The following is a 22,083-nucleotide window of genomic DNA, read 5'->3' as shown; positions in this document are numbered from 1 at the left end:
TTTCTGTTGGGCGCCTGCGCGGGGGGGGCCGGCCCTCCCCCGGCCACCCCGGTCAACGCCAGCGCGACGAGCACCCTGCGCATTTAGCTGTTGCCTCCCGACTTGGCCGTGGCCTTGCGGGCCCGGATGGTCGCGCCGGCCCCGACGCCGAGGCCGATGGCGCCGACGAGCAGGCCGGCCCCGCCGAGCCAGCGCGCCGTGTTGTCGGACGCCGCCGCGGCTTCAGTGTGCTCCCCGGTGGTGGCCGCGGTGTTCGCGGCCATCCCGTGTTCGTCGCCCTCCGACTTGGCGGCCAGCTTGACGGCCGGCGTCGGGTGCTCCGGTTCCTCGCCGTTCGCCGGGGTCGGCTGGTTCCAGTCGACGACCTTGCCGTCGCTGTAGGTCTGGTGGGCCGGGAACTCGACCTGGTCCACGTTGGACGGCAGCGGGCCGAAGCTCACCGAGAACTCCTGGTAGTCGGTGGCCTTGAGCTCGCTGCCCGGCTGCGCGGTCCAGGTGACCGCGGTGACGGCCTCGGTGATCTGCGTCCCGTTGTCCTTGGTGATCGGGGTGGGCAGCTTCGACTTCGTCACCTGGGCGGTCCAGCCGGGGACCGGCTTGGTCCGGACCGAGCCGATGCCGTAGTCCGCCTTGAAGTCGACGGCGACCTTCGTGGTGGTGATCGGGTCCTTCTCCTCGCTCGGCACGCGGAAGACGATCGACGCGTAGCCGCCCTTCGTGGGCTGCGGGCCGTAGACGTTGGCCGTGACGTGCGCGGACGCGACGCCGGCGCCGAGGAGACCGGCGACACCGATGGTGGCGGCGAGGAAACCGGCGCGCTTGAAGACGTGCTGGGACATGGGTTCACTCCTGATGAACTCAAAAAAGGGGACGGCTCGGTTCGGGGACCGGCCGTTTTCGGGGACGAGCTGGGGTTCAGGAGTGGGCGGGCGGGCCGCGCCGCCCGCGGACCCGGCGCAGGTCGACGCCGACGAGGTGGTCCGGGCCGGTCACGCGGGCCGGGACGAGTGCGGGGGCCGCGGACGGCACCGGCAGCGGGGTGAGCAGCCGCGGCAGGATCGCGCGCAGCACGGCCAGCACCGTGAGGAGCATCGTGTCGGCGCGGGCGAGCAGCAGGGCGGTGAGCACGGTCGCGATCGCGTGCGCGGCGATCATGCCGACCCCGGTGGGTCCCGGCATCGCGTACATGTCGTGGTGGCCGGCGAGCGTGGTGAGCAGCAGGTGCATCACCAGCTGGGCGACGCCGAGCAGGGCGATCGTGGCGAGCGGCCCGCGCGCCTTGCGGGCGAGCGCGGCCGCGGTCCAGCCGAACAGGCCGGAGAGCAAGAGGGTCATCGCCGGATCCGGCAGCCCGCCGTCGGCGATCCGGTGCGCAGTCACGGAAAGTGCCGCGGCGCTCACGGCGAGCAGTGTGCCCCGGGTAGCTCCGAGCACGGCGGGACGCCGTACCGGATCGCTCATGAAGAGCAGCCTAGGGGACCCGCTTCGCCGTGAGCGGGTGATCCCGTGAACTGAGCACACACGGAGTTCACGTCCCGCGCCGGGCGTTGGTTCAGGCGATTTGTTGCCGATCTCCGGCCGGTAGGCCACGGTGGGCCGAAGACCGGGGTTTGGACCGGTCGTGCCGTGGGTACTGAGCCGTCGGTCAGGAACTAGCCCGTTCGGGTGAAGCCGGCGCGAAGGGCGGGAGAGCGGACACGGATGAACCTCTTCGACTACATCTCCGACCGGGCGAGCAAGCTGTGGCTGGAGGCCTACCTGCACACCAGCATGGTGGTGCAGTGCACGATCATCGCCGCGGTCCTCGGCGTGCTGATCGGGGTCGCGGTGTACCGCAGCCCGATCGGCTCGGCGGTGGCCACGGCGCTGGCGAGCACGATCCTGACGGTCCCGTCGTTCGCCCTCCTGGGCCTGCTGATCCCCCTCTCGGGGCTCGGTCCGACGACCGCCGTGATCGCGCTGGTGCTCTACGGCCTGCTGCCGATCGTCCGGAACACCATCGTCGGGCTCGACGGCGTCGACCCGGCGGTCACCGACGCCGCCCGCGGCATCGGGATGAGCCGCTTCGGCGTGCTCACCCGGGTCGAGCTGCGGCTGGCCTGGCCGGCGATCCTCACCGGCATGCGGGTGGCCACGCAGATGCTGATGGGCATCGCCGTGATCGCCGCCTACGCGAAGGGTCCCGGCTTCGGTGCCGAGGTCTTCTCCGGGCTCACGAACGCGGGGAGCACGAACTCCCTCAACCAAGCCGTCACCGGCACGGTCGGGGTGGTCATCCTCGCCCTGCTCCTCGACGGCGTCTACGTCCTGATCAAGCGCTTCACCGTCTCAAGGGGTGTCCGTGGCTGAGAACGAGGAAGTCTCCGGCGTCGAGATCGAGCTGGAGCACGTCACCAAGCGGTACCCCGGCACCCGCTCGGCGGCGGTCGACGACTTCTCGATGGTCGTGCCCGCGGGCAAGATCGTCGTCTTCGTCGGCCCGTCCGGTTGCGGCAAGACCACGACCATGCGGATGATCAACCGGCTGGTCCAGCCGACGTCGGGCAAGATCACCATCGGCGGCGAGGACGCGCTGAAGCTCGACGTCGACACGCTGCGCCGTCGCATCGGCTACGCCATCCAGCAGGCCGGGCTGTTCCCGCACTTCACCGTCGCGCAGAACATCGCGGTGGTGCCGGGCCTGCTCGGCTGGGACAAGAAGAAGGTCAACGACCGGGTCGAGGAGATGATGGACCTGGTCGGGCTGGACCCGGCCGACTTCCGCGACCGCTTCCCGCGCCAGCTCTCCGGCGGCCAGCAGCAGCGCGTCGGCGTGGCGCGGGCCCTGGCCGCGGACCCGCCGGTGTTGCTGATGGACGAGCCGTTCGGCGCGGTCGACCCGATCACCCGCGGCAACCTGCAGGACGAGCTGCTGCGCCTGCAGAGCGAGCTGAAGAAGACGATCGTGTTCGTCACGCACGACTTCGACGAGGCCGTGAAGCTGGGCGACAAGATCGCGGTGCTCGGCAACCAGTCGACGATCCTGCAGTACGACACGCCCGAAGCGATTCTGGCGAACCCGGCGGACGACACGGTCGCGGGCTTCGTGGGCGCGGGCGCGTCGCTGAAGCAGCTGACGTTGCTGCGCGTCCGGGACGTCGAGCTCCAGCAGGACGCGCTGACGGCGACGGTGTCCGACGACCCGGTCGAGATCCGCAAGAAGCTCGAAGACCAGCGCAAGCACTTCGCGCTGGTACTGGACGCGCGCCGCCGCCCGACGCGCTGGGTGCACACCCGCGAACTGACCCCGGGGGCTTCGCTGGCCACCGCGGGCAAGCCGCTGCGCGACGTCGTCAGCCTGCAGTCGACGCTGCAGGACGCGCTCGAGGCGATGCTCGCCGAGGGCGGCTCGGTGCCGGTCACCGGCGCGCGCGGCGAGTACGCGGGCACCATCCAGCTGGACACCGTGATCGCGACCATCCAGCAGCTGCGCGACGAGCACACGAACGGTGAAGAGGTGCCCGCATGACGACGGCCGCCGTCGACACCGGCTTCAGCACCGAGTCCGGCTCGAAGCGCGCGGAGCGCGTCCGGCTGTTCGCCCAGCCGATCGTGGTGCTGGTGATCGTCGCGGTGACGCTGGTCGCGGTGTTCTCCAGCGGCCTGAACGCGACGGAGAAGGAGACGCTCAACGCGCCGACCCTGCTCACCGCGTTGTGGGATCACGTGCTGATGACGCTCGTCGTGACGGCGATCGTCGTGCTGGTCGCGGTCCCGCTCGGCGTGGTCGTGACGCGGCCGTGGGCGCGCTTCCTGGCGCCGATCTTCCTGGCCATCGCGAACATCGGCCAGGCCGCGCCCGCGCTGGGCGTGCTGGTGCTGTGGTTCATCGTCACCGGGGCGACCGGCGGGATCTGGGTGGCGGCCCTGCCGCTGGCGTTCTATTCGCTGCTGCCGGTGCTGCGGAACACGATGGTCGGCATCCAGCAGGTCGACCCGGCCCTGATCGACGCGGGCCGAGGGATCGGGATGTCGGCGAGCGCGGTCCTCTGGCGCGTCGAACTGCCGCTGGCCGTACCGCTCATCCTGGCCGGCCTGCGCACGTCCCTGGTGCTGGCGGTCGGCACGGCGACGTTCGGCATGTTCGTCAACGCCGGCGGCTTCGGGCTGCTGATCGACACCGGCTACAAGCTGAACCTGACCTCGGTTCTGGTGACCGGCTCGGTGCTGGCCGTGGCCTTGGCGCTGCTGGTCGACTGGCTGGGCGCGGTCGCCGAACAGTACTTCGGACCGAAGGGGCTGCGATGAAACTCCGGCGACTGGCCGTCGTGGCGCTGCTGGGCCTGACGTTGTCCTCCTGCGGGCTGACGGTCAACCAGGCGGTGCCGTACGACATCAAGCCGGGCTCGATCCAGCCGATCCCGGCCCTGCAGGGTGTGAAGGTGACGGTGGGGTCCAAGGACTTCACCGAGAACATCATCCTGGCGTACATGGCCGAGATGGCCCTGACGGCCGCGGGCGCGGACGTCGTGGACCTGTCGGACATCAAGGGGTCGAACTCGTCGCGGCAGGCGCTGCTGTCCGGGCAGACGGACGTGACGTGGGAGTACACGGGCACGGGCTGGATCAATTACCAGGGCAACGAGCTCCCGGTGCCCGGTGGTGAGAAGGCCCAGTACGAGGCCACGGCCAAGGCGGACGCGGAGAAGTTCGGCGTCACCTGGCTCAACTATTCGCCGCTGAACGACCAGTACGCGTTCGCGGTGACGGAGAAGTACGGCGCGGACAACAACCTGAAGACGACGTCGGACCTGGCGGCGTTCATCAAGCAGAAGCCGGACCAGGCGGTGTTCTGCCTGGAGACGGAGTTCACCAGCCGCCAGGACGGCTTCCCCGCGGCGGTCAAGGCGTACGGCTTCCAGAACCCGACGGTGAAGAACTTCGGCATCGGCACGATCTATTCGGCGGTGGCGAGCGGAACCTGCCCGGTCGGCGAGGTCTTCACCACGGACGGCCGGATCTCCGGGCTGAACCTGCGCGTGCTGGAGGACGACAAGAAGGCGTTCCCGCAGTACAACGCGGTGGCGACGCTGCGCACGGAGTGGCTGAACCAGCACCCGGAGGTGCGCGGCCCGCTGGAGAAGGTCAGCGCGGCGATCGACAACGAGCAGATGGTCGAGCTCTGCAAGCAGGTCGACGTCGACGGCCAGGACGCGGGCAAGGTGGCCCACGACTGGATGGTCAAGAAGGGCTTCATCCAGTAGCCCGCGGGGGCGCCCCCCGTTTTCGACTCTACCGGCCGGCACCGACAGTTCCGCGGTGCCGGCCGGTGCGGTCAGAGCCCCAGCCGGTTCAGCAACTGCCCTTCGAGCCGCTCCAGCTCGCCGGCCACCGCCCGGTGGACCGACTTCCGCCGCGCCGCCGGCATGCGTTCCGCCGCCCGCACCGAAGCCGACAACTGCTCCAACGTCCCCAACGCATCACGCGCGAAATCCTGGTCCGCCTTCGAAGCCTTCTCCGACTTCTGCAGGTCCTGGCAGCCCTCGGCCACCCCCGCGATCCGGGCGTGCAGAGCCGCGCCCCGGCCGGTGTACTCGCCCAGCCGATCGACCGAGACCCCCAGCTTGCGCGCCTGGTAGCGGTCGTACGCCTCCCGGGCCGCGCCCGCCGCGCGCACCGCCAGCGGTGCCACCACCGGGAGCACCGCCGGGCCGAGCACCTTCGCCACCGCGACCGCGTTCTTCGCCCTCTTAGGGGTGAACCTGGCTTCACCCTCGACCTTGGCCTTGCGCGCCATGGCACCTCCTGCGACGTGTCGAGGTCGAACTTACTGGTCGCCTGGGTGGCGGGCATGTCGGCTCGGCGGTGGGAATCTAGAGTGATCTCCATGAACACCGAGGTGGTACTCGACGCGGGCGCGGTCAGCCGCTGCCGTCGGCGCGTGCACCTCGAACACGACCCCGCCATGCGCGAGGTACCGCTTCCCCCGCCCGACCCCACCGCGCAGCAGCGGATCGACGACGCCACCGCCCACCGCGAGGACATCGTCGCCCGGCTGATGGCCGCCAACGACGACCACTGGGTGAAGATCGGGCGTGACCTGCCCGCCCACGAGCGGGTCGAGCAGACGCTGCAGGCCTTCGCCGACGGCGCGCGCTACATCTGGGGTGCGCTGCTGCCGGTCGACACCGCCGGGCACCGGCGGGGCGGGATCGACCTGCTCGTGCGCAGCGGCCGCGGGTACGTGCCCGTCCTCGTCGTGCGCCACCGCATCACCGACCGCGGGGCCGGCGCGATCGTCACCGCGATGACCGATCTCGACCCGGGACACCGGAAAGCCGACGAGGGCCGCAAGGTCCGGTCGCAGCCGCGCGACCAGCTCCGGCTCGTGCACATCCGCCGCATGCTGCAGACGCTCGGGCAGGCCGACGAGAGCCTCACCCTCGGCGGGGTCATCGGGCTCGACGCCGACGTCGTCGTCTGGCACGACCTCACCGCGGGCACCTGGCCCGGCGGCCGCAACGCGCTCACCGAGTACCAGGCCCGGTTCGCCGACCGGCTCGCCATCGCCACCGCTGCCGCGAACGGCGAGGAGCCGCTCGCCGAGCCCTCGCGGGTGCTGGAGTGCCGTCGCTGCCCGTGGTGGCCGACGTGCGAGGTCGTGCTCACCGAAACCCGGGACGTCAGCCTGGTCGTCCGCGGCGAGGACGCCGTCGAGCTGCGCCGGGCCGGCGTGTCCACTGTGGACAAGCTGGCCGCGCTCGACCCGGCGGGCGAGCCGCCGGAGGTGAACTGGACCGGCGTCACCTTCCCGGACGCCGTCGTGCTCGCCCGGGCCTGGCTGGCCGACCTCACGCTGGTGCGCCGGGTCGACCGTGTCGTGGTGCCGCGTGCCGACGTCGAGGTCGACGTCGACATGGAGAGCTTCGGCGACGCCGGCGCGTACCTCTGGGGCTGCCTGCTCACGGGGGCCGACATCGGTGTCACGCCGGGGTACCGCGCGTTCGCGACGTGGGACCCGCTGCCCACGGACGACGAGGCCCGGTCCTTCGCCGAGTTCTGGGCCTGGCTCACCGACGTCCGCGAGCGCACCGAAGCGGCGGGCCTGACCTTCCGCGCCTACTGCTACAACGCGCTCGCCGAGAACCGCTGGCTCTTCGGCTCGGTCGAGCGCTTCGGCGACCACCCCGGCGTCCCGGCCAAGAAGGACATCCAGTCCTTTGTGGATTCCGAGCAGTGGGTGGACCTCTTCCGCAGCGTCACCGACCAGTTCCTGTGCTCCCACGGCAAGGGTCTGAAGGTGATCGCCCCGGTGGCCGGCTTCTCCTGGCGCGACCCGGAGGCCGGCGGCGAGGCGTCGATGCGCTGGTACCGCGACGCGGTCGGCATGGACGGTGAGAAACCGGACGACGACCAGCGCGAACGGCTCCTGCGTTACAACGAGGACGACGTCCTCGCGACGCGCGCGCTGCGCGAATGGATCGACGCCCGGGCGCAGGCCGAAGTGCCGTACATGTTCGATCTCTGAGTAGTTCGCCGACTAAGACACTTGCCATCTGGGACGTCTTCCGCAATACTCGTCTGCGAGTACTCGTAGACGAGGAGTCGTGATGAAACGGCGGAAGGTCGCCAACGTCCTGGGGCTGGCCGTCCTCTCCGTCGTGCAGGAACGCCCCATGCACCCGTACGAAATGGCGACCGTGCTCAAGCAGCGCGGCAAGGACGCCGACATGCCGATCAAGTGGGGCTCGCTCTACACCGTCGTCGCCAACCTCGAAAAACACGGCTTCGTCGAGGCGGTCGAGAGCGTGAAGGACGGCGGACGGCCCGAGCGGACCGTCTACCGGATCACCCCGGCCGGGCGCGCGGAGTTCGAGGACTGGGTCCGCGAGCTCGTCGGCACGCTCGACCGGGAACCGCCGCGGTTCAAGGCCGGGTTGTCGATGATCGGCGTCCTCGGCCCGGACCAGGCGATCAGCCGGCTGCGGGAGCGGCTGGCGCAGCTCGGCGAACGCGCGGAGGCGCACCGCGCGGCGCTCGAACAGCTGCGGCCGCTCCTGCCGCGGCTGTTCCTGGTGGAGGTCGAGTACGACCTCGCGATGACGGAAGCCGAGGCGCGCTGGGTGCGTGGCTTCCTCGAAGAACTGACCACCGGCGCCCTGCCCGGCCTCGATGCCTGGCGGCGCTACCACGAAACCGGCGAATTCCCGGGCGACCTGGGGGAGTTCGTGGAGAGGTAGGAACCGATGGAGACGACCCGCAAGCACAAAGTGCCCGAGATGGAGGGCTTCCAGGCCCGCTGGTACGCCAAGAACCGCGGCACCGAAGCCCAGCTCGTGCAGTACCGGCGGCAGGCGGCCGAGGTCACCGCGGGCTGGCCCGAAGGCGCCGGAGTCCTGGAGGTGGCGCCCGGCCCCGGCTTCTTCGCTGTGGAGCTGGCCAAGCGCGGCTTCCGCGTCACCGGGCTCGACATCAGCCACACCATGGTCGAGATCGCCCGGGAGAACGGCGCCGGCCTCGACATCGACTTCCGGCAGGGCGACATCACGCACGCGCCGTTCGAACCCGGGACGTTCGACTACCTGGTCTGCCAGGCCGCGTTCAAGAACTTCCGGCAGCCGGTGACGGCGCTGAACGAGATGCACCGCGTGCTGCGCCCGGGCGGCTACGCGGTGATCCACGACCTCAACCACGAGGCCACCGGCGCCGACATCGATCGCGAGGTGGCCGGGATGAACCTGGGCGCGATCAGCGGCTTCACGACCCGGCAGGCGCTGGCGTGGCTGCGGCGCCGGGCGTTCACGCGCGAGCAGTTCGAGGCACTGGCCGCGGAAAGCGCCTTCGGCGGCTGCTCGGTCACCGCCGACGGCATCGGCCTGGAAATCCGGCTGACCCGCTGAACCACGACCGCCGGGGCACGGGAGCGTGCCCCGGCGGCCCGGGTCAGCGCGGGGCCATCCGCAGCGAGCCGTCCATCCGGACCACCTCGCCGTTCAGGTAGTCGTGGTCGATGAGCGACAGCGCGAGCTGCGCGTACTCGTCCGGCCGCGCGAGCCGCTTCGGGAACGGGACGCCGGCCGCGAGCGACGCGCGGAACTCGTCGCTGACCGTGGCGAGCATCGGGGTGTCGACGATGCCGGGCGCGATGGTCAGCACGCGGATGCCGTGCGAGGCCAGGTCGCGGGCCGCGGGGAGCGTCATGCCGACGACGCCGCCCTTGGACGACGAGTAGGCGACCTGCCCGATCTGGCCGTCGAACGCGGCGATCGACGCGGTGTTGATGATGACGCCGCGGGCGTCGTCCTCGAGGGGGTCGGTCTTCGCGATCGCCTCGGACGCGATGGTCAGCACGTTGAACGTGCCGATCAGGTTGATCTGGATGACCTTCGCGTACAGCGCGAGGTCGTGGCGGCCCTTCTTGGACAGGATCCGCGCGGACGGCCCGATGCCGGCGCAGTTCACCACGGTCCGCAGCGGCACCCCGGAGCCGGCCGCGGTCGCGACGGCGGCCTCGACCTGCTCGACGTCGGTGACGTCCGCTTCGACGTAGGTGATGCCTTCGACCTGCTCGGCCTTCTCGATGGACGACGCCAGGTCCAGCGCGAACACCCGCGCGCCCTTGGCCGCCAGGGCCTTCGCCGTCGCCCCGCCGAGGCCGGACGCGCCCCCGGTGACGAGCGCCGCGGTGCCGTTGATCTGCATCTCTGCCGTTCCCTTCCTCTGCACGTTCGCGGACCAGGTTAACGCTCGTTCGCATCCGGGGTTCGTGTCTTCGCTCACCGCTTCCGGGCACGACCGGTTCCGTTAGCGTCGTGGTCACGTCCGGCTGTCACCTTCAGCAGCATGACGCCAGCTCGCATCGTGGTGGTAGGAACCGGATACGTCGGCTTGACCACGGGGGCCTGCCTGGCCAGTCTCGGGCATTTCGTCACCTGCGTGGACGTCGACCGCGCGAAGGTCTCCCGGCTGGCCGCCGGCCGCGTCGACATCCTCGAACCCGGGCTCGCCGACCTCGTGCACCGCGGGGTCGCGGCCGGGCGCCTCCAGTTCGTCGTCGGCGCGCGCGACGCGGTCCGCCACGCGCAGGCGGTGTTCCTCTGCGTGCCGACGCCGATGGGTGCCGGCGGCTCCGCCGACCTGCGTGCGGTCGAGGCGGTGACGGCCGAGATCGGCGACGTCCTGCCCGCCGGTTGTGCGCTGGTCACCAAGTCGACCGTGCCGGTCGGCACGTCGAAGCGGATCCAGGCGCTGGTCGGCCGCACCGACGTGCCGGTCGTCTCCAACCCCGAGTTCCTGCGCGAAGGCACCGCGGTCGCGGACTTCCTGGGCCCGGACCGGATCGTCGTCGGCTCGGACGACCTCGCCGCCGCGCGCTGGGTCGGCGAGCTGTACGCCCAGCTCGACGCGCCGGTCGTCGTCGCCGACGCCGCCAGCGCGGAGCTGGTCAAGTACGCCGCGAACTGCTACCTCGCGCTGAAGCTGTCCTACGTCAACTCGATCGCCGAACTGTGCGAACGGCTCGGCGCGGACATCGACCTCGTCACCGAGGGCATGGGCTACGACCGGCGGATCGGCCGGACGTTCCTCAAGCCCGGCCCCGGCTGGGGCGGTTCCTGCCTGCCCAAGGACACCAGTGCGCTGGTCAAGGTGGCCGAGTCGGTCAACTATGACTTCACGATGCTGACCTCGGCCATCGACGAGAACCTCGCCCAGCGCGACCGGATCGTCGCGAAGATCGCCGGCGCGGTCGGCGGGACGCTGGCCGGCGCCCGGATCGGCGTGCTGGGCCTGGCGTTCAAGGCGGGCACCAACGACCTGCGCGACTCGCCCGCGCTCGCCGTCTCGTCGGTGCTGTGCGCGCTCGGCGCCGAGCTGATCGCCTACGACCCGGCGGTCGACGGCGAGATCGCCGGGATGACCGTCGTCGACGACGCCTACCAGGTCGCGAAGGACGCGGACGCCGTCGTCGTGCTGACCGAGTGGGCCGAGTTCAAGCACCTCGACTGGGCGGCGATGGCCGAGCTCATGGAGGGCATCGACGTCGTCGACACGCGGAACCTGCTCGACCCGCGGGTGATCGTGGACGCCGGGCTGTCCTGGCAGGGCGTCGGGCGGCCGCGGGCGGCGGCGAAAATCAAGGTGTCCTGACCCGGTGGTGCTGGCTACGATCCGGAATCGTGCCAGTATCCGTATCCGTCGAACTCAACCACCTGATCGTCCCGTCCCGGAACAACCGGGAATCCGCCGAATTCCTGGCGACCCTGCTCGGCCTCGAAGTCGGGGAAGAGTGGGGTCCGTTCATCCCCGTCGAGACGCGCAACGGCGTCCGGCTGGACTTCGCGAGCGTCCCCGAAGCGGACCTCCGCCTGCAGCACTACTGCTTCCTGGTTCCCGAAGACGACTTCGACGCCGTCTTCGCGCGGCTCGTCGAAACGGGTGTGACCTATTTCGCCGACCCGCAGATGAAGCAGGTCGGCGAAATCAACCACAACCACGGTGGCCGTGGCGTCTATTTCCTCGATCCCGGCGGCAACGGGATGGAAATCATCACGCAGCCGTACGAGCCCGAGCGGCGGCGTCCGGCGGCTTGGTAATTCGTTAGCGTTGCGTACTATCGGGGCATGTTCACGACGAGGCCGGAGCTGACCGGCACCTTCGGGATGGTGGCATCGACGCACTGGCTGGCTTCGGCCACCGGGATGGCGGTGCTGGAGGACGGCGGCAACGCGTTCGACGCGGCGGTCGCGGCCGGCTTCGTCCTGCAGGTCGCCGAGCCGCACCTGTGCGGTCCGGCCGGCCAGGTGCCCGGCCTCTTCGTGACGGCGAACGATCCGACCCCGCGGGCGCTGGCCGGCCAAGGCCCGTCGCCCGCGGGGGCCACGCCGGAGCACTTCGCCTCCCTGGGTCTGGACCTGATCCCGGGCAGCGGCCTGCTCCCGGCGACCGTTCCGGGCGCGTGGGACGGCTGGCTCCTGCTGCTGCGCGACTACGGCACGAAGCCGCTGCGCGAGGTGCTGAAGTACGCGATCGGCTACGCGCGGGGCGGCGTCCCGCTGGTGTCGCGGGTCGGCGACACCGTCCGCGCGGTGGCGCAGCTGTTCACCGAGCACTGGCCGACGTCGGCGGCGCTGTGGCTGCCGGACGGCAAGCCCGCGTCCGGCCTGCACCGCAACCCCGCGCTGGCCGACACCTGGGAGCGGCTGCTGCGTGAGGCGGAGGCCGTCTCGGGCCGTGAAGCCCAGATCGACGCGGGACGCCGGGCCTGGTCGCAGGGCTTCGTCGCGGAGGCGATCGAGAAGTTCAGCCGCCAGGCGTTCCGCGACGACTCCGGCCGCGACCACGCGGGCCTGCTGACCGGCGACGACCTGGCGTCGTGGTCGGCGACGTACGAGGACCCGGCGTTCGTGGACGTCGGCGACCGGCGCCTGGTCAAGATGGGCGGCTGGACACAAGGACCGGCGCTGCTGCAGCAGGCGCTGCTCCTGCACGGCTTCGGCGATGAACTGTCCTATGTGGATGGAATTCCGACGGAACGCACGGTGCACTTGGCGACCGAAGCGGCGAAGCTGGCCTTCGCGGACCGCGAGGCCTGGTACGGCGACACCGACGTGCCCTTGGACGTGCTGCTTTCGGCGTCCTACACGGACGCCCGGCGCGCCCTGATCACCGACACCGCGTCCGCCGAACTGCGCCCGGGCGACGCCCGCGGCCCGGCCCGCCTCCCGGCGATCCTGGACTCCCTGCAGGGCATCGAAGCGGGCGGCGGCGCCACGGGCGAGCCGACCGTCGGCCCCCAGGGCCAGACGCGCGGCGACACGGTTCACCTCGACATCGTCGACGCGGCGGGCAACCTGGTCTCCCTGACCCCGTCGGGCGGCTGGCTGCAGTCGAGCCCGACCATCCCGTCGCTGGGCTTCTGCCTGGATTCCCGCGGCCAGATGTTCTGGCTGGAGCAGGGGCTGCCGAATTCCCTGGCCCCGCGCAAGCGCCCTCGCATCACGCTGTCGCCGTCGCTGGCCCTGCGCGACGGCGTCCCCACGCTGGCCTTCGGCACCCCGGGCGGTGACCAGCAGGACCAGTGGCAGCTGTGCTTCTGGCTGGCCCACGTCTACGGCGGCCTGAACCTCCAGGAGTCGATCGACTCGCCGGCCTGGCACACGACGGCGTTCCCGAGCTCGTTCTACCCGCGCTCGTGGAACCCGCGCGAGCTCGTGGTGGAGTCGCGGCTGGGTGCGTCCACTTTGGACGCCCTCCGCGCCCGGGGCCACCGGATCGTCGACGCGGGCGACTGGGCGCTGGGCCGCTTGTCGGCGGTCTCGCGCACGGACGGCCTCCTCCGGGCGGCGGCCAACGCCCGCGGGATGCAGGGCTACGCGGCGGGCCGTTAGGGCCCGGAGCAGCGCAGGTAGGCTGCCCCCAAACCAACAGCTAAGGGGGCTGGACGTGGAAGGAGCCACGGCCGAGGACACCGTTTCGCCGCCTGCCGAGGAGGCGCCGCGGGCGTCCGGCCGCCGGTTCGAGCCACGGAAGGCCGCGCTCTGGCTCGGCCGGCTGCTCATCAGCGAGGGCCTGATCGCCTTCTATGTCGGCCTGGCGATTTCGATGGTCTTCAACCACCGGATCGTCACGCACCCGAAGTCGTTGCTCACCGGTGGGCTCGGCGATCCGCTGCTCTGGGTGTGGGAGCTCGGCTGGCAGCACCACTGGCTGACCCACGGCGGCGACTTCTGGACGTCGAACCAGTTCTACCCCGCAACCGACAACTACGCGTTCGGCGAAACACTGCTCGGCTACGTCCCCTTCAGCGTCTTCGCGGGCAACGGCCAGTACGACAACGTCTTTCTCTACAACGTCCTGTTCGTCTTCTGCTTCGCGCTCGCCTTCGCCGGTGCGTACCTGCTGGCCAAGCAGCTCGGCAGCAACTGGCAAGGCGCGCTGCTCGCCGGGGTCGTGTGGGCGTGGGCGCCGTGGCGGCTCAGCCACATCGCGCACCTCAACGTCCTCTCCACCGGCGGGATCGCGCTGGCCCTGTGGGCGCTGGCCAAGGGCCACGGCTTCACCTTCCGCGGCGAGCGCGGCGAGACCAAGCCGCGCTGGGTCGTCGCCGGGTGGCTGATCGCCGCGTGGCAGGTCAGCATCGGGTGGGCGATCGGGCTGCCCTTCGTCTACCTGATGGCCCTGGTCGGGATCGCGATCGCCCTCTACGCCTGGCGCCTCGGCCGCCGGATGATCATCGCGAACGTCGTCGGCGTGGTCGCCTTCCTCGGCATCGTCTGGTGGCTGGTCGTCCCGTTCCTGCGGGTGCGCGCGGAGTACGGCTTCACGCGCACCTGGCACGAGGTCGAAGTCTTCTCGCCGCCCGTCAACGGCCTGTGGACCGCGCCGTACGAGACGTGGGTGTGGCTCGAGACGTTCTTCAACGACCAAAGCACCCTCCCGCCGGACGGCGCCGGCGAGATGCTGCTGTTCCCGGGGCTGGTCGTCGCCGTGCTCGGGGTCGCCGGCCTGTTCCTCAGCGCCTGGACCTGGAAGGTCCGGGTCTTCCTGGGCGTTTTCGTGGCCTTCAACGTCCTCCTCTCGCTCGGCACCACCGTCTTCGGCGGCGGCCTCTACTGGCTGTTCTGGAACTTCCTGCCCGGCTGGGACGCCATGCGCACGCCGGGCCGGATGATCATGTGGGTCACCCTCGGCCTGGCCGTTCTCGCGGCCGGCCTGGTCACCCGGCTCTACCGGCTGATCGACGAGAACACCCGGATGGCGCGGCAGGTCATCGCGTTCTACATGATGTTCCCGGCGTTCTTCGCGCTCGTCGAAGGCATTCCGCGCTGGCAGCAGGTCGAAAACCCCGGGATCCCGCCGGACGTGAAGCAGGTGTTCACGACCACCAAGGAACCGATCGCGCTGCTGCCGATGGACCTGTGGAGCAACTTCAAGTACCAGCTCTGGTCCACCGAGGGCTTCCCGACCACGGCCAACGGCACGGCCAGCAACTACGGGCCGCAGTTCCACGACATGCAGGACTCGTCGGCCACGTTCCCCGACAAGCACAGCATTGACGTCTTCAAGCGGTACGGCATCCGCAAGATCGTCGTCGTGAAGTCCATGGAAGGGGCCGTCGGCATCCTGCAGCGGCCGACCGCCGGCCTGCCGCTGACCAAGGTCGAGTCCAACGACGTCGTGGTGTTCACCCTGCAGTGATCACGGCTTCTGCCACAGCCAGAACTCGATGCCCTGGCTGTCGGTGCAGTCCGCGGTGGTGCCGTACGGGTGGTTTTCGACCTCGCCCGCCCGGCCGCCCTGCTCGCGAACCCGCGCCAGCGCCGACTCGAGGTCGTCGACGGCGTACATCAGCTTCCAGCCGACCTGCCGGTCCCCGGCCCACAACCCGCCTTCGAGACCGGGACCCGCGAACCCCCACGCGTCGGACGTCGAGCCGGGCGTGAACTGCCAGCCCAGCACCGCGGCGTAGAACGACTTCGCCGGCTCGGCCTCCGGGACCTGGAACGTGAAGTACATGGCTTCACCGTGGCGAGCCGGACGAGGGCCCGCGGCCGGGGTCGCCGCCTGCGAGACCAGCCAGCGCTGGCCGAACGGATCGCGGAACGAGCCGCCGCGGCCGTACGGCGAGTCGCTCACCGCGCGGATCAGCGTCGCGCCCAGCTCCAGCGCGCGGGCCACCGAACCGTCGACGTCCGGGACCTCCACCCGCACCGACGCGCCGCCCTCGCGCGGAGCCACGTGCCCGATCTCCGGGTACTCCTCGGCGAGCATCAGCACCGCGTCGCCGATGGCCAGCTCCGCGTGCCCGACGCGGCCGTCGTCCATCAGGATCGGGTCGCCGCGCCGGACCGCGCCGAACACCTCGACGTAGAAGTCGAGCGCCGCGCGGGCGTCGGAAACGGCCAGGTAAGGGGTCAGCGAGCGCAGCTCGGCGTGGTGGGCCGGCGCTTCCGAAGTGGTCGTCATATCGGCTCCGTTCAGGGTGGCGCGACGCAGGTGGTCGCGCAGTTCGGCGGCGAAGTCCGGGTCGGGCGCGACCCGCTCGGAGGGACGGCGAAGCGCGTCGAAAGGCTCAGGCATCGCGACCCTCCTTCTCCTCGTAAGCGCGCCGGAACGCGGCCCGGGCCCGGACGAGCAACGCCTCGGTGGCGTGCACGCTGCGCCCCAGGTGGCCGGCGACCTCGGGGACGCCGAGGCCGTCGACGTACCGCAGGGTCAGCGCCGCCCGGTGGTGTGGCCCGAGGGCTTCGAGCACCTGTCTCGCGCGCAGGGCGTCGAGCTGCTCGTCCCACGGGTCCTCGACGTCCGGCTCGCTGTCGTGCACGAGCCGCAGGCCGCGTTCCTCGCGTTCTTTGCGCCGCCAGTGGTCGGCGAGCTTGTGCCGGGCGACGCCGATCAGCCACCCGGTGCTCACTGGAGGTGCGTACTCCTTGCGACAGGCGGCGACCGCCCCGAGGAACGTCTCGGACGTCAGCTCCTCGGCGAGCGTGCGGTCGCCGCACCGGGACAGCAGGTACCCGTAGACCTCCGGCAGGGCCGTCTCGTACAGCCCGAGCAGCGCGAAGGCCGGGTCCGGTCGTACCCGCGGTTCCGTCACACCTCCATAGTCGTCCGGCGCCCGGATTTTCCGACGGGTGAATCTCGAGATTTCTACGCCCGCGGGTCCGGCAGCCGCCGCCCGGTGATCGCGACGATCGCCGCCAGCACCGCCACCACGCCGATCACCAGCGCGAACGCGTCCCGGCTGCCCAGCGAGGCCGACAGCGCCGCGTACAGACTCCCCAGCGTTGCCACGCCCAGGGCCAGTGACGTCTGCTGGTTGGTCGTCATCACGCCACTGCCGACGCCGGCCAGGTCGGTCGGCACGTGGGACAGCACGATCCGGAACAACGTCGTCATCGCCAGGGCGTTCCCCACGCCGATCGCCACCATCGACGGCGCCAGGTCGAGGATCGTCACGTGCGGCCACGCCGACAGCGTCGTGCACAGCAGCGCCACCATGCCCAGCGCCGTGATCGCGCCACCGATCGGGACGACCTTCTGGCCGTAGCGGGCCACCAGGCGGCTGCTCAGCATCGACACCGTGAAGTACGCGACGGCCAGCGGGGTCAGCGCGCCACCCGCGCCCAGCGGGCCGAAGTGCAGGCCCTCCTGCAGCGTCATCGCGAACACGAACATGAACGAGCCGAAGGCGCCGAAGAACGGCACGGCCACCATCAGCCCGCGGCGCACGCTCGGCAGCCGCATCACCGAAGGCGGCAGCAGCGGCGTGCCGCCCACACGCTCCAACCGCCGCTCGACGAGCACGAACGCCGCCGCCGCGAACGGGAACACCGCCAGCAGCGCGATCGTCCACACCGGCCAGCCCAGCGCGCGGCCCTCCATCAGCGGGACCAGCAGCGACAGCAGCGTCACGGCCAGCAGCGCGGTGCCGAGGCGGTCGACGCCCAGCGGGTTGTGCGCGCGGCTCTCCGGCAGCTTGCGGGCCATGACCAGCACGACCAGCCCGATCGGGACGTTCACCAGGAAGATCGGCCGCCAGCCGGTGCCCCACAGGTCGGCCGCCACCAGGCCGCCGCCGAGGAGCTGGCCGACCACCGTCGAGATGCCGCCGGTCGCGCCGAACAGGCCGAGCGCGCGCGAGCGCTTCTCGCCCGACGTGGTCGCCTGGATGATCGAGAGCACCTGCGGCAGCAGCAGGGCCGACGCGGCCCCCTGCGCGGCGCGGGCCACCACCAGCGTGCCGGCCGTCGGGGCGATGCCGCAGGCCAGGGACGTCAGCGTGAACAGCCAGAGGCCGGCGACGAACAGCCGCCGCCTGCCGAACGAGTCGCCGAGGCGGCCGCCGACCACCAGGAGCACCGCGTACGCGATGCCGTAGGCCGCGACCACCAGTTCCAGGGTGGCGGTGGACGCGTGGAGGTCGGCATCGATCGTCGGCAGCGCGACGTTGACGATGAAGAAGTCGATGATCGGCAGTGCCGCCCCCAGCAGCACCGTGACCAGGCCGGCGGGGGTCAGTCCCGGCCGGGCGGGGGCGCCGGTGGTACTCGGCGCAAGTTCGGTCGTGGTCATGAGTACTACGATCAACCCGTTCGGAACCTGGTACCAGTTGCTGTTTATCCGGGTACTGACCACTACCTGGTACCAGGTTCCAGAGCGTGCCATCCTGGCACCATGACCACTGCCGTCGAATCCGGCCTGCGCCGCCAAGAGCTGGCGAGGTTCCTGCGGAGCCGGCGCGAGCGGATCACGCCCGAGCAGGTCGGCCTGCCGATCGTGGGCCGCCGCCGGACGCCGGGCTTGCGCCGCGAAGAGGTCGCGCAGCTCGCGGGCGTCGGGGTCACCTGGTACACGTGGCTCGAGCAGGGCCGCGACATCAACGCGTCCGAGCAGGTCCTGCAGGCGATCGCCCGCACCCTGCGGCTCGACCCTCACGAGCACGTCCACCTCTTCCGCCTGGCCGGCGCCCCCGAGCCGGAGGGGGAGAAGGACTGCCAGGTCATCACGCCGGCGATGGAGCTCATGCTGAAGAAGCTGGAGCCGTACCCGGTCGCGATCCGCAACGCCCGCTGCGACCTGCTGGGCTACAACCGCGGCTACACCTGGCTGATGGGCGACGTCGACGACATCCCGTTCGCGGACCGGAACACCCTGGTCCAGTGCCTGCTCAACCCCGAGTGGCGCAAGCGGATGCTCGACTGGGAGACGAACATCCCGCGCGTGATCGCGTCCTTCCGCGCGGCGATGGCCGACCACGTCGCCGAGCCGGCGTGGAAGCAGCTGGTCAAGCGGCTCAAGGCCGAGTCGCCGCTGTTCGCCGAGCTGTGGCCGCACCACGACGTCAACTCGGAGCCGATCCGCACCAAGCGGTACCTGCACCCGGACGTCGGGCTGCTGCAGTTCAACTTCACCTACCTCTACTACGGCCGCCGCTCCGAGATCACCATGTCGACCTACACCCCGGCCGACGAGGAGACCGCGGCGAAGCTCCCGCTTGTCTTCGACTGACGACGTACGCCTGCCGTGCGCTCCGGGACGGACGCGTGGACCGGCCGTGACCGGTAGTTTCGCGGCATGAGAAGGCCTCCGTGGGCAGGACGCCTGGCGCGCACCGTCGTCGTCGGGGTCTTCGTGCTCGGGGCGACCAGTGCGTCGTCGCGGTGGCAGCCCGGGGCGTCGCCGCTGACGCCGATCGGGTTCGCGTGGCTCGCCGCGACCGTCCTCACGCTGCTGCTGGTCCACCGCTTCCCGCTGACGCTCTTCCTGGTCACGGCCGCGTCCGCGTTCGGCTACTACGTCTCCGGCCTGCCCGGCGGGCCGGTCATCCTGGTACCGACCGTTGCGTTGTTCGTGCTGACCCGGCAGCGGGGACCGCTCACCGCGGGCATCACCGGCGCCTCGGCCCTCGCCGTCGCCTACGTCGTGCACGTCGTCACGACCAGGTCTTTCGCGGTGGAGGCCGGAGCCGCGTTCATCTTCGTCTGGCTGATCGCCGTCATCGGGGTCGGGACGGCTGTCCGGTACCAGCTCGACGCGCTCGCCGCCCGGCGCGAGCAGGCCGACGAGCACCGGCACCGGCTCGCCGAGCAGGAGCGGCTGCGGATCGCCCGCGAGGTCCACGACGTCGTCGCGCACAGCCTCGCGATGATCAACGTCCAGGCCGGGGTCGCCGCGCACGTCGCCGACCGGCGGCCCGAGCAGGCGAAGGAGGCGCTGCTCAACATCAAGGCGGCCAGCGCGTCCGCGCTGAACGACCTGCGCGCGACCCTGGCCGTGCTGCGCTCCGGCGAGGACAAGGCACCCGCGCCGAGCCTCGCCCAGGCCGCCGAGCTGCTGGACCACGCCCGCGACGCCGGGCTCGCGGTCGACGTCCACGGCGCACCCGGCGACCTCCCGGCCCCCGTCGACGCGGCCGCCTACCGGATCCTCCAGGAGTCGCTGACCAACGTCGTCCGGCACGCCGACCGGCCGAACCGCGTCGACGTCCGGTTCGAGCGGCGACCGGGGACCATCACCCTGCGGGTCCGCGACGACGGCCGCGGCACCGCCCAGCCGACCCCGGGGCACGGCCTCCGGGGCATGTGCGAACGCGCCGCGGCACTCGGCGGCCGGTGCACCGCCGGGCCGGTCGACGGCGGTTTCGAAGTGTGCGTCGAGCTACCGATCGAGGGGGAAGCATGATCCGCGTCCTGCTGGCCGATGACCAGGTCCTGGTCCGCGCCGGGTTCCGCGTGCTGCTGGAGACCGAGGACGGCTTCGAGGTCGTCGGCGAGGCGGGTGACGGCGAGCAAGCCGTGGCCGGCGCGGTCGAGCACCGGCCGGACATCGTGGTGATGGACGTCCGGATGCCCGGCGTCGACGGCCTCGAAGCGACCCGCCGGATCACCGCCCACCCGGACCTCGCCGGGACGAAAGTGCTGGTCCTGACCACTTTCGACGTCGACGAGTACGTCTACGAAGCCCTGCGCGCGGGCGCCAGCGGGTTCCTGCTGAAGGACACCGAGCCGGTCGAGCTGCTGCGGGCGTTGCGGGTCGTCGCCAACGGCGAAGCGTTGCTGGCGCCGACCGTCACCCGCCGGCTGATCCAGGAGTTCGTCGGGCGCCCGGAGCACCGGCGCATCGACACCAGCGCCGTCCGCGAGATCACCGACCGCGAGCGCGAGGTGCTCGGCCTGGTCGCGGGCGGGATGTCGAACGACGAAATCGCCGCCCACCTGGTGATCTCGACGGCGACGGCGCGCACTCACGTCAGCCGCATCATGACGAAGATCGGCGCGCGCGACCGCGCCCAGCTGGTGGTGCTGGCCTACGAGTCCGGGCTCGTCACACCGCGTCGCCCCGCCTGACCCGGCGCACCACGCGGACCGCGCGCACCAGGAACACCACGGCGAGGACGCCGACCAGGCAGATCCAGATCACGGCGCCTCCTCTCCCGGCCGATGCTCTGCTCAGTGGGCGTCCGAGAGGGGGAAAGCGTTCACCGACACGGCGGAAGTCACACCTTCGGGCTAAGCGCGGCGGGCTCCCCGGCTATCCTCGGCGGGTGATTTCGTACGCGCAGAACGCGGAAGACGTCGTGCTCGCCCGCGTCTTCGCGGGGCAGGCCACCGGGCGCTACGTCGACCTCGGCGCCGGGGATCCCGTGGTCGCGTCGGTCACCAAGCACTTCTACGACCTCGGCTGGCGGGGCATCAACGTCGAGCCGATCCCGGCGAAGGCCCGCGAACTGCGCAGCGCCCGTCCCGAGGACCTCACGCTGCAGGTCGCGGTCGGGGCCGCCCCCGGCGTGGCGAAGCTGCACGTCGTCGAGGACGAATGGGGCTGGTCGACCCTCGACGACGACCTCGCCGTCCACTACCGCGACGACCGCCGCTGGGAGGTGGGCGCGGTCGAGGTGGAGCTGACCACGCTCGCCGCGCTCCTCGACGCCCACCCCGGCCCGGTCGACTTCCTGAAGATCGACGTCGAAGGCGCCGAGCGCGCGGTGATCGAGGGCGCGGACTGGACCCGCCACCGGCCGCGCGTCCTCGTCGTCGAGGCGACCGAACCCGGCTCGCCGAAGCCCACCCACGAGCAGTGGGAGCCGATGCTCCTCGACGCGGGGTACCGCTGCGCGCTGTTCGACGGCCTCAACCGCTTCTACGGCCAGGCCGGCGACGCCGACGCCCTCGCGGCGCTGGCCGCGCCGGCCAACGTGTTCGACGAGTACGAGCCGCACGAGCACGTCCGCTTGCGCGAAGAGTTCGCCGCGGCCCAGGCGGGCCGCCCCGCCGAAGTCGGCTACATCCGGCGGCTCGAGGAGACGGTGGCCGAGGCCCAGCGCGCCCGCACCGACCTCGGGCTGGAGCTGGACGAGGCCCGCCGCGAGCTGGCCCAGGCCGCCCGCACCGCCGAGGAGAACCGCCGCCGCGCCGCGGCCCTCGAACACCGCGTGGCCGAGCTCGAAGCGCAGCTCACCCGCCGCCTCCCCTGACGCCCCTTCCAGGTCGCGAATGACTCATTCGGGACCTCCGACGTCCCGAATGAGTCCTGCCTGCCGGCGAGTTCGGTGCCCGCGTGGTCGCGTGACGCCACCCTGCCCGGCGCGCACCGAAGCACGAA

22 protein-coding genes are annotated in these 22,083 nt (G+C 71.2%); 15 read left to right on the top strand and 7 right to left on the bottom strand.

Annotated features, from left to right (window positions below):
• Positions 1-83: 83 nt before the first annotated feature.
• Complete coding sequence (locus ACWDN5_RS38630; protein WP_449679766.1) at positions 84-839, bottom strand: YcnI family copper-binding membrane protein; 756 nt, start codon at positions 837-839, stop codon at positions 84-86.
• Positions 840-915: 76 nt separating this feature from the next.
• Positions 916-1,410, bottom strand: a complete 495-nt coding sequence (locus ACWDN5_RS38625) for a hypothetical protein (protein WP_449679767.1) — start codon at positions 1,408-1,410, stop codon at positions 916-918.
• Between the two features lie 291 nt (positions 1,411-1,701).
• Here ACWDN5_RS38625 and ACWDN5_RS38620 point away from each other — a divergent pair, with 291 nt between their 5' ends.
• Genes ACWDN5_RS38620 through ACWDN5_RS38605 form a run of 4 tightly spaced genes read left to right on the top strand, consistent with a single transcriptional unit; the run spans position 1,702 to position 5,243 of the window.
• The gene (locus ACWDN5_RS38620; protein ID WP_003068987.1) at positions 1,702-2,349 is read left to right on the top strand and encodes an ABC transporter permease; all 648 of its coding nucleotides are present in this window, start codon (positions 1,702-1,704) and stop codon (positions 2,347-2,349) included.
• The gene (locus ACWDN5_RS38615; RefSeq protein WP_310968263.1) at positions 2,342-3,508 is read left to right on the top strand and encodes an ABC transporter ATP-binding protein; all 1,167 of its coding nucleotides are present in this window, start codon (positions 2,342-2,344) and stop codon (positions 3,506-3,508) included. Before ACWDN5_RS38620 ends, ACWDN5_RS38615 begins: the two co-directional genes overlap by 8 nt.
• Entirely contained in the window at positions 3,505-4,287 is a 783-nt protein-coding gene (locus ACWDN5_RS38610) for an ABC transporter permease (RefSeq protein WP_310968262.1), read from the top strand. Before ACWDN5_RS38615 ends, ACWDN5_RS38610 begins: the two co-directional genes overlap by 4 nt.
• Entirely contained in the window at positions 4,284-5,243 is a 960-nt protein-coding gene (locus ACWDN5_RS38605) for a glycine betaine ABC transporter substrate-binding protein (RefSeq protein ID WP_310968261.1), read from the top strand. Before ACWDN5_RS38610 ends, ACWDN5_RS38605 begins: the two co-directional genes overlap by 4 nt.
• A gap of 71 nt (positions 5,244-5,314) precedes the next feature.
• On the opposite strand, the gene ACWDN5_RS38600 is transcribed toward ACWDN5_RS38605, so the two are convergent.
• Positions 5,315-5,776: a DUF6474 family protein gene (locus ACWDN5_RS38600; protein ID WP_310968260.1), complete on the bottom strand. Its 462-nt coding sequence runs from the start codon at positions 5,774-5,776 to the stop codon at positions 5,315-5,317.
• Between the two features lie 90 nt (positions 5,777-5,866).
• Between ACWDN5_RS38600 and ACWDN5_RS38595 the strand changes: the two genes are divergently transcribed.
• The 3 genes from ACWDN5_RS38595 (at position 5,867) to ACWDN5_RS38585 (ending at position 8,879) form a co-directional block, all read left to right on the top strand.
• Positions 5,867-7,507 (top strand): TM0106 family RecB-like putative nuclease, encoded by a 1,641-nt coding sequence (locus ACWDN5_RS38595; protein WP_449679765.1) that lies wholly within the window; start codon positions 5,867-5,869, stop codon positions 7,505-7,507.
• An 82-nt stretch (positions 7,508-7,589) separates the two neighbouring features.
• Entirely contained in the window at positions 7,590-8,219 is a 630-nt protein-coding gene (locus ACWDN5_RS38590) for a PadR family transcriptional regulator (RefSeq protein ID WP_449679764.1), read from the top strand.
• Between the two features lie 6 nt (positions 8,220-8,225).
• Positions 8,226-8,879, top strand: a complete 654-nt coding sequence (locus ACWDN5_RS38585) for a class I SAM-dependent methyltransferase (protein ID WP_449679763.1) — start codon at positions 8,226-8,228, stop codon at positions 8,877-8,879.
• Between the two features lie 43 nt (positions 8,880-8,922).
• Here ACWDN5_RS38585 and ACWDN5_RS38580 read toward each other — a convergent pair whose 3' ends face one another.
• Positions 8,923-9,681 carry an SDR family NAD(P)-dependent oxidoreductase gene (locus ACWDN5_RS38580; protein WP_449679762.1) on the bottom strand — a complete coding sequence of 253 codons (759 nt, stop codon included), beginning with the start codon at positions 9,679-9,681 and terminating at the stop codon, positions 8,923-8,925.
• 141 nt (positions 9,682-9,822) lie between these two features.
• On the opposite strand from ACWDN5_RS38580, the gene ACWDN5_RS38575 reads away from it, so the two are divergent.
• The 4 genes from ACWDN5_RS38575 to ACWDN5_RS38560 are packed head-to-tail and all read left to right on the top strand — an operon-like array spanning position 9,823 to position 15,177.
• Entirely contained in the window at positions 9,823-11,127 is a 1,305-nt protein-coding gene (locus tag ACWDN5_RS38575; protein WP_310968255.1) for a UDP-glucose dehydrogenase family protein, read from the top strand.
• 29 nt (positions 11,128-11,156) lie between these two features.
• Positions 11,157-11,573: a VOC family protein gene (locus tag ACWDN5_RS38570; RefSeq protein WP_310968254.1), complete on the top strand. Its 417-nt coding sequence runs from the start codon at positions 11,157-11,159 to the stop codon at positions 11,571-11,573.
• A 27-nt stretch (positions 11,574-11,600) separates the two neighbouring features.
• Positions 11,601-13,367: a gamma-glutamyltransferase family protein gene (locus ACWDN5_RS38565; RefSeq protein ID WP_449679761.1), complete on the top strand. Its 1,767-nt coding sequence runs from the start codon at positions 11,601-11,603 to the stop codon at positions 13,365-13,367.
• Between the two features lie 55 nt (positions 13,368-13,422).
• A complete protein-coding gene (locus tag ACWDN5_RS38560) occupies positions 13,423-15,177 on the top strand; it encodes a hypothetical protein (protein WP_449679760.1) in 1,755 nt (584 codons plus the stop codon).
• Here ACWDN5_RS38560 and ACWDN5_RS38555 read toward each other — a convergent pair whose 3' ends face one another.
• The 3 genes from ACWDN5_RS38555 to ACWDN5_RS38545 are packed head-to-tail and all read right to left on the bottom strand — an operon-like array spanning position 15,178 to position 18,054.
• Positions 15,178-16,059 carry a VOC family protein gene (locus tag ACWDN5_RS38555; protein WP_449679759.1) on the bottom strand — a complete coding sequence of 294 codons (882 nt, stop codon included), beginning with the start codon at positions 16,057-16,059 and terminating at the stop codon, positions 15,178-15,180.
• On the bottom strand, positions 16,052-16,576 hold the full coding sequence (locus ACWDN5_RS38550) for an RNA polymerase sigma factor (protein ID WP_310968250.1): 525 nt from the start codon (positions 16,574-16,576) through the stop codon (positions 16,052-16,054). The genes ACWDN5_RS38555 and ACWDN5_RS38550 overlap by 8 nt, the downstream gene beginning before the upstream one ends.
• A 53-nt stretch (positions 16,577-16,629) precedes the next feature.
• The gene (locus tag ACWDN5_RS38545; protein ID WP_310968249.1) at positions 16,630-18,054 is read right to left on the bottom strand and encodes an MFS transporter; all 1,425 of its coding nucleotides are present in this window, start codon (positions 18,052-18,054) and stop codon (positions 16,630-16,632) included.
• Between the two features lie 102 nt (positions 18,055-18,156).
• On the opposite strand from ACWDN5_RS38545, the gene ACWDN5_RS38540 reads away from it, so the two are divergent.
• The 4 genes from ACWDN5_RS38540 to ACWDN5_RS38525 all read left to right on the top strand — a co-directional run bounded on the left by ACWDN5_RS38540 (position 18,157) and on the right by ACWDN5_RS38525 (position 21,955).
• Positions 18,157-18,990 carry a helix-turn-helix transcriptional regulator gene (locus ACWDN5_RS38540; RefSeq protein ID WP_310968248.1) on the top strand — a complete coding sequence of 278 codons (834 nt, stop codon included), beginning with the start codon at positions 18,157-18,159 and terminating at the stop codon, positions 18,988-18,990.
• Positions 18,991-19,056: 66 nt separating this feature from the next.
• Positions 19,057-20,163 carry a sensor histidine kinase gene (locus ACWDN5_RS38535; RefSeq protein ID WP_449679758.1) on the top strand — a complete coding sequence of 369 codons (1,107 nt, stop codon included), beginning with the start codon at positions 19,057-19,059 and terminating at the stop codon, positions 20,161-20,163.
• Positions 20,160-20,828, top strand: a complete 669-nt coding sequence (locus ACWDN5_RS38530) for a response regulator transcription factor (protein ID WP_310968246.1) — start codon at positions 20,160-20,162, stop codon at positions 20,826-20,828. Before ACWDN5_RS38535 ends, ACWDN5_RS38530 begins: the two co-directional genes overlap by 4 nt.
• A gap of 197 nt (positions 20,829-21,025) precedes the next feature.
• A complete protein-coding gene (locus ACWDN5_RS38525) occupies positions 21,026-21,955 on the top strand; it encodes an FkbM family methyltransferase (protein WP_449679757.1) in 930 nt (309 codons plus the stop codon).
• Positions 21,956-22,083: the final 128 nt, after the last annotated feature.

It is taken from the genome of Amycolatopsis sp. NPDC003731, from assembly GCF_053586895.1.
The sequence above is the reverse complement of the archived record's forward strand: the minus strand, read 5'-3'. Positions and strand labels throughout refer to the sequence as shown.

What these genes read in the sequence shown, in the direction of transcription:
- ACWDN5_RS38590 (WP_449679764.1), top strand. Translation starts at nt 7,590, where the DNA reads ATGAAACGGCGGAAGGTCGCCAACGTCCTGGGGCTGGCCGTCCTCTCC.
- ACWDN5_RS38620 (WP_003068987.1), top strand. Translation starts at nt 1,702, where the DNA reads ATGAACCTCTTCGACTACATCTCCGACCGGGCGAGCAAGCTGTGGCTG.
- ACWDN5_RS38605 (WP_310968261.1), top strand. Translation starts at nt 4,284, where the DNA reads ATGAAACTCCGGCGACTGGCCGTCGTGGCGCTGCTGGGCCTGACGTTG.
- ACWDN5_RS38575 (WP_310968255.1), top strand. Translation starts at nt 9,823, where the DNA reads ATGACGCCAGCTCGCATCGTGGTGGTAGGAACCGGATACGTCGGCTTG.
- ACWDN5_RS38595 (WP_449679765.1), top strand. Translation starts at nt 5,867, where the DNA reads ATGAACACCGAGGTGGTACTCGACGCGGGCGCGGTCAGCCGCTGCCGT.
- ACWDN5_RS38545 (WP_310968249.1), bottom strand. Translation starts at nt 18,054, where the DNA reads ATGACCACGACCGAACTTGCGCCGAGTACCACCGGCGCCCCCGCCCGG.
- ACWDN5_RS38630 (WP_449679766.1), bottom strand. Translation starts at nt 839, where the DNA reads ATGTCCCAGCACGTCTTCAAGCGCGCCGGTTTCCTCGCCGCCACCATC.
- ACWDN5_RS38585 (WP_449679763.1), top strand. Translation starts at nt 8,226, where the DNA reads ATGGAGACGACCCGCAAGCACAAAGTGCCCGAGATGGAGGGCTTCCAG.
- ACWDN5_RS38555 (WP_449679759.1), bottom strand. Translation starts at nt 16,059, where the DNA reads ATGCCTGAGCCTTTCGACGCGCTTCGCCGTCCCTCCGAGCGGGTCGCG.
- ACWDN5_RS38540 (WP_310968248.1), top strand. Translation starts at nt 18,157, where the DNA reads ATGACCACTGCCGTCGAATCCGGCCTGCGCCGCCAAGAGCTGGCGAGG.
- ACWDN5_RS38580 (WP_449679762.1), bottom strand. Translation starts at nt 9,681, where the DNA reads ATGCAGATCAACGGCACCGCGGCGCTCGTCACCGGGGGCGCGTCCGGC.
- ACWDN5_RS38535 (WP_449679758.1), top strand. Translation starts at nt 19,057, where the DNA reads ATGAGAAGGCCTCCGTGGGCAGGACGCCTGGCGCGCACCGTCGTCGTC.
- ACWDN5_RS38600 (WP_310968260.1), bottom strand. Translation starts at nt 5,776, where the DNA reads ATGGCGCGCAAGGCCAAGGTCGAGGGTGAAGCCAGGTTCACCCCTAAG.
- ACWDN5_RS38565 (WP_449679761.1), top strand. Translation starts at nt 11,601, where the DNA reads ATGTTCACGACGAGGCCGGAGCTGACCGGCACCTTCGGGATGGTGGCA.
- ACWDN5_RS38610 (WP_310968262.1), top strand. Translation starts at nt 3,505, where the DNA reads ATGACGACGGCCGCCGTCGACACCGGCTTCAGCACCGAGTCCGGCTCG.
- ACWDN5_RS38530 (WP_310968246.1), top strand. Translation starts at nt 20,160, where the DNA reads ATGATCCGCGTCCTGCTGGCCGATGACCAGGTCCTGGTCCGCGCCGGG.